Annotated in this window: 6 protein-coding genes and 1 pseudogene; 3 read left to right on the top strand and 4 right to left on the bottom strand. The window is 60.8% G+C overall.

All coding sequences use genetic code 11. The features are described from left to right. Nucleotides 1-184: 184 nt before the first annotated feature. A complete protein-coding gene (locus tag G0A00_RS25905; protein ID WP_028095404.1) occupies nt 185-409 on the bottom strand; it encodes a DUF2188 domain-containing protein in 225 nt (74 codons plus the stop codon). A 67-nt stretch (nt 410-476) separates the two neighbouring features. On the opposite strand from G0A00_RS25905, the gene G0A00_RS25900 reads away from it, so the two are divergent. Further along, entirely contained in the window at nt 477-1,598 is a 1,122-nt protein-coding gene (locus tag G0A00_RS25900) for an ImmA/IrrE family metallo-endopeptidase (RefSeq protein WP_028095403.1), read from the top strand. Beyond that, the gene (locus tag G0A00_RS25895; RefSeq protein ID WP_028095402.1) at nt 1,595-2,101 is read left to right on the top strand and encodes a hypothetical protein; all 507 of its coding nucleotides are present in this window, start codon (nt 1,595-1,597) and stop codon (nt 2,099-2,101) included. The genes G0A00_RS25900 and G0A00_RS25895 overlap by 4 nt, the downstream gene beginning before the upstream one ends. A gap of 91 nt (nt 2,102-2,192) precedes the next feature. On the opposite strand, the pseudogene G0A00_RS26685 reads toward G0A00_RS25895, so the two are convergent. After that, nucleotides 2,193-2,603, bottom strand: a pseudogene (locus G0A00_RS26685) (hypothetical protein); the annotation flags it as partial. Nucleotides 2,604-2,764: 161 nt separating this feature from the next. Between G0A00_RS26685 and G0A00_RS25885 the strand changes: the two are divergent. Then, a complete protein-coding gene (locus tag G0A00_RS25885; protein ID WP_164185542.1) occupies nt 2,765-4,303 on the top strand; it encodes an ISL3 family transposase in 1,539 nt (512 codons plus the stop codon). 140 nt (nt 4,304-4,443) lie between these two features. On the opposite strand, the gene G0A00_RS25880 is transcribed toward G0A00_RS25885, so the two are convergent. Both G0A00_RS25880 and G0A00_RS25875 read right to left on the bottom strand, forming a co-directional pair. After that, nucleotides 4,444-4,956, bottom strand: coding sequence for a TlpA disulfide reductase family protein (locus tag G0A00_RS25880; RefSeq protein ID WP_043772509.1), 513 nt, complete (start codon nt 4,954-4,956; stop codon nt 4,444-4,446). After that, nucleotides 4,953-5,549: a DsbE family thiol:disulfide interchange protein gene (locus G0A00_RS25875; RefSeq protein WP_043772511.1), complete on the bottom strand. Its 597-nt coding sequence runs from the start codon at nt 5,547-5,549 to the stop codon at nt 4,953-4,955. The genes G0A00_RS25880 and G0A00_RS25875 overlap by 4 nt, the downstream gene beginning before the upstream one ends. Nucleotides 5,550-5,699: the final 150 nt, after the last annotated feature.

Below are 5,699 nucleotides of genomic sequence, written 5' to 3'. Positions count from 1 at the left end.
CCGTCATCCACCTGCGATGTCGCTCAGCACTCAACTGCGATGTCGCGCCACAAGCCTTCTTGAGGCTGTCTTCAACGTGCTTCTCCATGCTGCGCGTCAGCTCACGCTGAAGCTGGGCGGCAGAGGCGATCTTGCGGCCATTGAACCGCATTTCGATGCGAGCCATCGCGTCGTTCCTTTTCTGTTAGCCCTTCGGAGGGAAGGGATCGTTGCCGTAGGTGTTACGCTCGCGGATGCGACCGTTCTCGCCGTGGATCAGCATCTCGCTGCCCTGGCGCATGGCGGATTCTCGCGCGGCCGCGATGGCCTCGCGCTGCGTGCCATGGACGGAAGACGCGCGGGAGTTGCCCGCCCCCTTCACTGCCCAACCGCCCTGATGCGGCACAACATGCTGATTTTTCTTAGACATTTTAAGCTCCATATGTCGATTTCGGTTGACGATTCTGCCAACCTTGTGTTTAAATATAGATTAGGAAATGGCGCTTATCAACCAAAACAACAACCGCCGGGAGAGGACCATGTTCGGACAAAGGCTCAGGCTTGCCCGCAAGCGGGCTGGCCTATCCATGCAAGCTCTCGCCGACCGCGTGACCCCAAGCGTGTCGGCGCAGGCCATCAGCAAATACGAAGCGGACAAGATGATGCCGTCCTCGTCGGTGTTGGTCGGCCTCGGAAAGGCGCTCGGCGTGTCGCTGGATTTTCTTGTCGGTGGCCAGGTCGAAGCTCTGGAAAGCGTCGAGTGGCGGAAGAACTCGACTGCCTCGGCGCAGGATCGCGCGATGGCGGAAGCCATCGTGATCGAGAAGCTCGAAGACTATCTCGCCATCGAGGACATCCTCGACCTGCATCCGGCTGAAGACCCGTTCGCCGCGCTGCGCGTGGACATGGTAGCCGATGAAGAGGCCATCGACGCCAAAGCGCGGGACGTGCGGCGCGAGTGGAAGCTCGGGATCGACCCCATCCCAAGCATGACCGCCCTGCTCGAAGACAAGGGGCTCAAGGTCATCGAGGCCGATCTACCTGAGCGCATCAACGGGCTGGCTTGTCATGTTGAGCGGGCGGAAGGTGCACCGACTGAGGTGATCGTCGTCTCGCGGCACACCAACGTCGAGCGCAAGCGCTTCAACCTCGCCCATGAGCTCGCGCATCGGATCATCATCGAGACCGGCAATGTCGCGCTGAAAAAGGAGCCGTCCATGCACCGCTTCGCGGGGGCGTTTCTTATCCCGCGCGAGCATCTGGAAGAGGAAGCTGGCCGGAACCGGCACGGCATGACCTGGATAGAGATCATGCGGCTCAAGCGCACCTACGGAGTCTCTGCCGCCGCGATGCTCGTGCGGCTCGGCCAAGTGGGCATTCTGTCGAAGAGCGCTGTGGAATATGCGTTCAAGACCTATGCGCGAAGCTGGCGGCGCGAAGAGCCGGAGCCTATCGGTCCCGGTGAGGGTTTCGCGGCCTTCGAGAAGCCGCAACGCTTCGAGCGCCTCGTTTGGCGCGCGCTCGGCGAGGAGTTGATTTCGCCTGTTCGCGCTGCCCAGATGCTCGGGCTCCCTTTGAGCGTTGTCGAACGTGACATCAGGGGGCCGCGTGACCAGTGACCTGTATCGTCGTCAATGATGCGTCCTGCCTGATCGACCTGAAGAAGGGAGAGTTGCTGCACGTCCTGCTGCGGCTGCCCTATCGGTTCATCGTGCCCCTGCCCATCCGTGAGGAGGAGCTCCTCGACTTCACGGCGCAGGAATGGCGGATGCTCGAAGATGGTGGCCTTGCCACCTATGATCTGCCGGGCGAAGAGGTCGCGCGGGTTTTCGCACTGAAGCGGGAACATAGCCGCTTGTCGGCCAACGACTGCTTCGCCCTCGTGACGACAACCTGCCAGGAGAACGGTATCCTCCTGACCGGCGACAACCTGCTGCGCAAGGTGGCCACCGCCCGCGCCGTGCGCGTTCATGGCGTACTCTGGATCATTGACGAACTGCACGCGGCCGGTGTCTGCGAGGTCGAGCTTCTCATCTCCGCGCTGCAGGTCTGGCGCGCGGATGATGCTGTCTTCCTGCCCGTGGCTGAGATCGACAAGCGGCTGCGCCGTCTCAGCGCATAGCTGCAGAGATTGCCGATCATCTCACCTTCTGGGCATAGGTCTATGGAGGACAGAAGTGCGTCAAGGAATTCGGAAATCCCATCAGCAGCATTCAGTTCGCGGTGCACCACATCCGATAGCGCCCTTGTCTCGTTACCTCACGGATTAGCCCTCGCGCTTCCATCCAAGCAAGGTTGCGCTGAACGGCAGTTCGACTGGCGCCTGTAATGGCCTCGGCCATTGGCGCAGAAACGAGTGGCCATTCCGTAAGTGTGGCGAGCAGCGCCGGAGGGGTCTTACCCGAGAGCGGCGACATTTCGGTTTCTGCCCGCACAAACCAAGACTCAATGTCATCTAGGTAACGCATCGCAGTCAGGCACGACGTCGCCATTCCCTCAAGCCAGCGAGCGAGGCGATCGACCGGCGGGCCACTAACACGGAGCCCCCCTGCCCCGCCCATGGCGAGCGGTGCGAAGATGGCGCCGCTTCCATCGCTGGCCGCGATCCTGGACGCGGTGACGGCGTGTCGCGTTGCCCTTAAATCGGCTCTGCCTCACTTTGTGTGGCGCAACTATCCTGAAACTGGAAAATTCAGGAGGGATAGTTGTGAGTTCGAAGAAGCACTGGTCGCCGGGCAGCGATGTTGCAGTTCAAAGCGTTGAACGAAGTGAATCCGGCGGGTGGATTGTATCTGGCGTCTTGGCACCCAACGGCATTTGCCCAGACTGTGGATTGCATTCACGCCGACGTCATGGCTGGCGGCGTCGGTGGCTGCAGGATTATCCCGCGCATGGAGACGCGGTAACGGTTGATCTCGCAGTTTGCCGTTGGCGATGTTTGGCGCCTGCTTGCCCGCGCCGGACTTTCTCGGACCAGATCAGCTCGATTGCGCGTCCATTTGCACGTCGTACTTCGCGTGTAGGGGAGATTGTCGGCCATCTTGGGCATGCGACAGGCGGACGGCCTGCGGAGCGGTTGTTGCATCGTTTGAGCCTTGGGGTCAGCGATGACACGGTGCTCAGGCAGCTGAAAAGGTGTGCTCAAGGCACCACCGAGGCGCCGACAATCATCGGGATCGACGATTGGAGCTGGCGGAAATCGCAAACCTACGGCACGATCATCGTGGATCTGGAGCGTCGCGTGGTCATCGACATCCTCGAGGATCGAGATGTCGTCACCTGCACCAACTGGCTAAAGCGACACCCCGAGGTGGAAGTGATCAGCAGAGATCGGTGCGGTCTCTACGCCAAGGCTGCCCGGCAAGGGGCACCGCAGGCAAAGCAGGTCGCCGACCGGTTCCATATCGTGCAAAACCTGCGGCAGGCCATCGAGGAGCAGATGAACCTTCACGGCCGTGCCACCGGCAGGGCGCTGCTGTCCGACGCCGACAACATCACCGCAGCCGGAAGCCTTCTGAAGTCCCGCCTTGCGCACAGGACGTCCCGGGAAGAGATTTTCACCACCATCCATGCGCTCCGAAATCAGGGACTTTCCTGCAGCGAGATCGGGCGGCGAACAGGGTTTCCGCGTCGCAGCATCGCGAAATGGCTGCAGTTCGAAACACCACCGGACCGCAGGCGGGCCGCTTTGAAGCCGAGTTCGCCATGGTATTTTGAAGAGTTCCTGAGCCAAAGCTGGAAGGAGGGCATTCGAACTGGCAGCGCCCTTTTCAGTCTGATCCAAGAGCGTGGTTACGAGGGGAGCCAGTCGCATTTGCAGCGGCTGCTGGCGGGTTGGCGCAGAGCCGAACAGCAAGCGAGCGATCCCAAGGTAGAACACAAGATCCTGGACCCGGTGCGGGACCCGGAAACGGGGCACGCGATCTCCCCGGTCATCGCGGCCGCGCTGTGCATCAAACCGCGCGGCAAGCTCACCTCGGATCAGGCGCGTAAAGTCGATGCTCTCAAGACCCGCTCTCCCGCCTTCGTATCGATGCGCAGCCTCGCCATGCGGTTCAACGGTATCATGCGTGGGCGCGACGCAGGCCCGCTCCCTGCATGGATCGACGACGCAATCGAAACCGAGTTGGTGCCGATCGTGCGCTTTGCCCGCACATTGAACCGGGACTTCGATGCGGTCAAAAACGCGATTGAGATGCCTTGGAGCAACGGCCAGGCGGAAGGTCAGATCAACCGCCTGAAAACCCTCAAACGCGCCATGTACGGTCGGGCCGGCCCAGAATTGTTGCGGGCAAGAATGCTACCGTTTGACCACACAAAGTGAGGCAGAGCCCAATTAAGGGCTACGCGACAGCAATGTTGGAAGGTGATATTTCGGTCATCCGGAAAGTCCTTTCGATGATTAAAAGCTAGTCATTCCAGTAACTGGAAGGTCAAGGGTGAGCAGTGGACTTTTGCTGGGATTCATTCAATAAAGCTTCGCAAAAAGGACACCATCTCGGGATCATCCCATTCGGCCGGGCCGACCAGTCGCCCGAGCTCCCGCCCCTGCGCGTCGATCAGGATCGTCGTCGGCAGGCCAACGGTGCGCAGCGCGGTCATCGAAAGCATGGTCTGGTCGACATACATATTGAGATTGGTGACACCGATCTCGTCGTAGAAACGCCGAACGATTTGTGATCCGGCCCGGTCGATGGAAAGGGCAACCACTTCGAAGTCGTCGCCGCCAAGTTCCGCCTGAAGCGCATCGAGCGTCGGCATCTCTTCGCGGCAGGGGACGCACCAGGTTGCCCAAACATTCACGAGGATCACTTTGCCGCGAAAATCTTCCATGTCTCCGCGGCTGCCGTCATCTTTCTCGTAGCGCACATTGGCGACAGGCTGCGGGGTGTCGTGAAGTGCAAACCCTTGCGGTGTCGCGAAAGCCGCGCCGACGGACAGTGCCCAGGCGATCAGCGGCGGTTTCAGATTTTTCATGGCGTTTTCTCCTTGGCGGATTGGGTTTTGTGGTCACGGACGATCGGCAGCAGCGTTTCCTGCAGGATTGCTCGTGTGATCGGACCAACATGGCGGTAGGCGATGGTGCCGTCGGGCGCGATGACGTAGGTTTCGGGCACGCCATAGACGCCCCATTCGATACCGGCGCGTCCGTTGATGTCGGCCCCGATGCGCGCGTAGGGATCACCCAACTCGTCGAGCCAGGCGCGCGCCTGATCGGGCGGGTCCTTGTAGTTGATTCCGTAGAGCGGCACCTCACCGGTTGCACTCAACTCCATGAACAACGGGTGTTCGGCACGGCAGGGCACACACCACGAGGCGAAGACGTTCACCAGTGACACGTGTCCGATCAGGTCCTGCGTCGAAAGACCTTCTTCTCGGCCGAGCACCGGGGGCAGCGCGAAGTCGGGCACGGGTTTGCCGAGAAGTGCCGACGGCAAGTCGTCGCCACCCCTGAAAAGCCCCCAACCGAACAGGACCATGAGGGCAAAAGCTATCAGCGGAACCAGCACGAACCCGGAGATACTACGTCGCGACACAGGGTCGGCATTTCCCTCGACCTCTTCCGTCATGGCTGCGCCTGCTCATCGGCAAGGGATCGGCTTTCCTGCGACGCGCGGATCCGGTCGGGCCATGTGCTCTTGATGTAGTCAATGATCGCCGTGATCTGTATGCGCCGTTTCCGCCCCATTGATTTGGGACGTTTTTGCCGTGTGACGTCT

Origin of the sequence: Salipiger sp. PrR002 (genome assembly GCF_010500775.1) — a bacterium.
Lineage (GTDB): Bacteria > Pseudomonadota > Alphaproteobacteria > Rhodobacterales > Rhodobacteraceae > Salipiger.
Note: the sequence above shows the minus strand (reverse complement) of the source record. Positions and strands in the feature narration are given on the sequence as shown.

Excerpts from the sequence above, each read along its gene's own strand:
- G0A00_RS25905 (WP_028095404.1), bottom strand. The coding sequence starts at position 409 with ATGTCTAAGAAAAATCAGCATGTTGTGCCGCATCAGGGCGGTTGGGCA.
- G0A00_RS25900 (WP_028095403.1), top strand. The coding sequence starts at position 477 with ATGGCGCTTATCAACCAAAACAACAACCGCCGGGAGAGGACCATGTTC.
- G0A00_RS25880 (WP_043772509.1), bottom strand. The coding sequence starts at position 4,956 with ATGAAAAATCTGAAACCGCCGCTGATCGCCTGGGCACTGTCCGTCGGC.
- G0A00_RS25875 (WP_043772511.1), bottom strand. The coding sequence starts at position 5,549 with ATGACGGAAGAGGTCGAGGGAAATGCCGACCCTGTGTCGCGACGTAGT.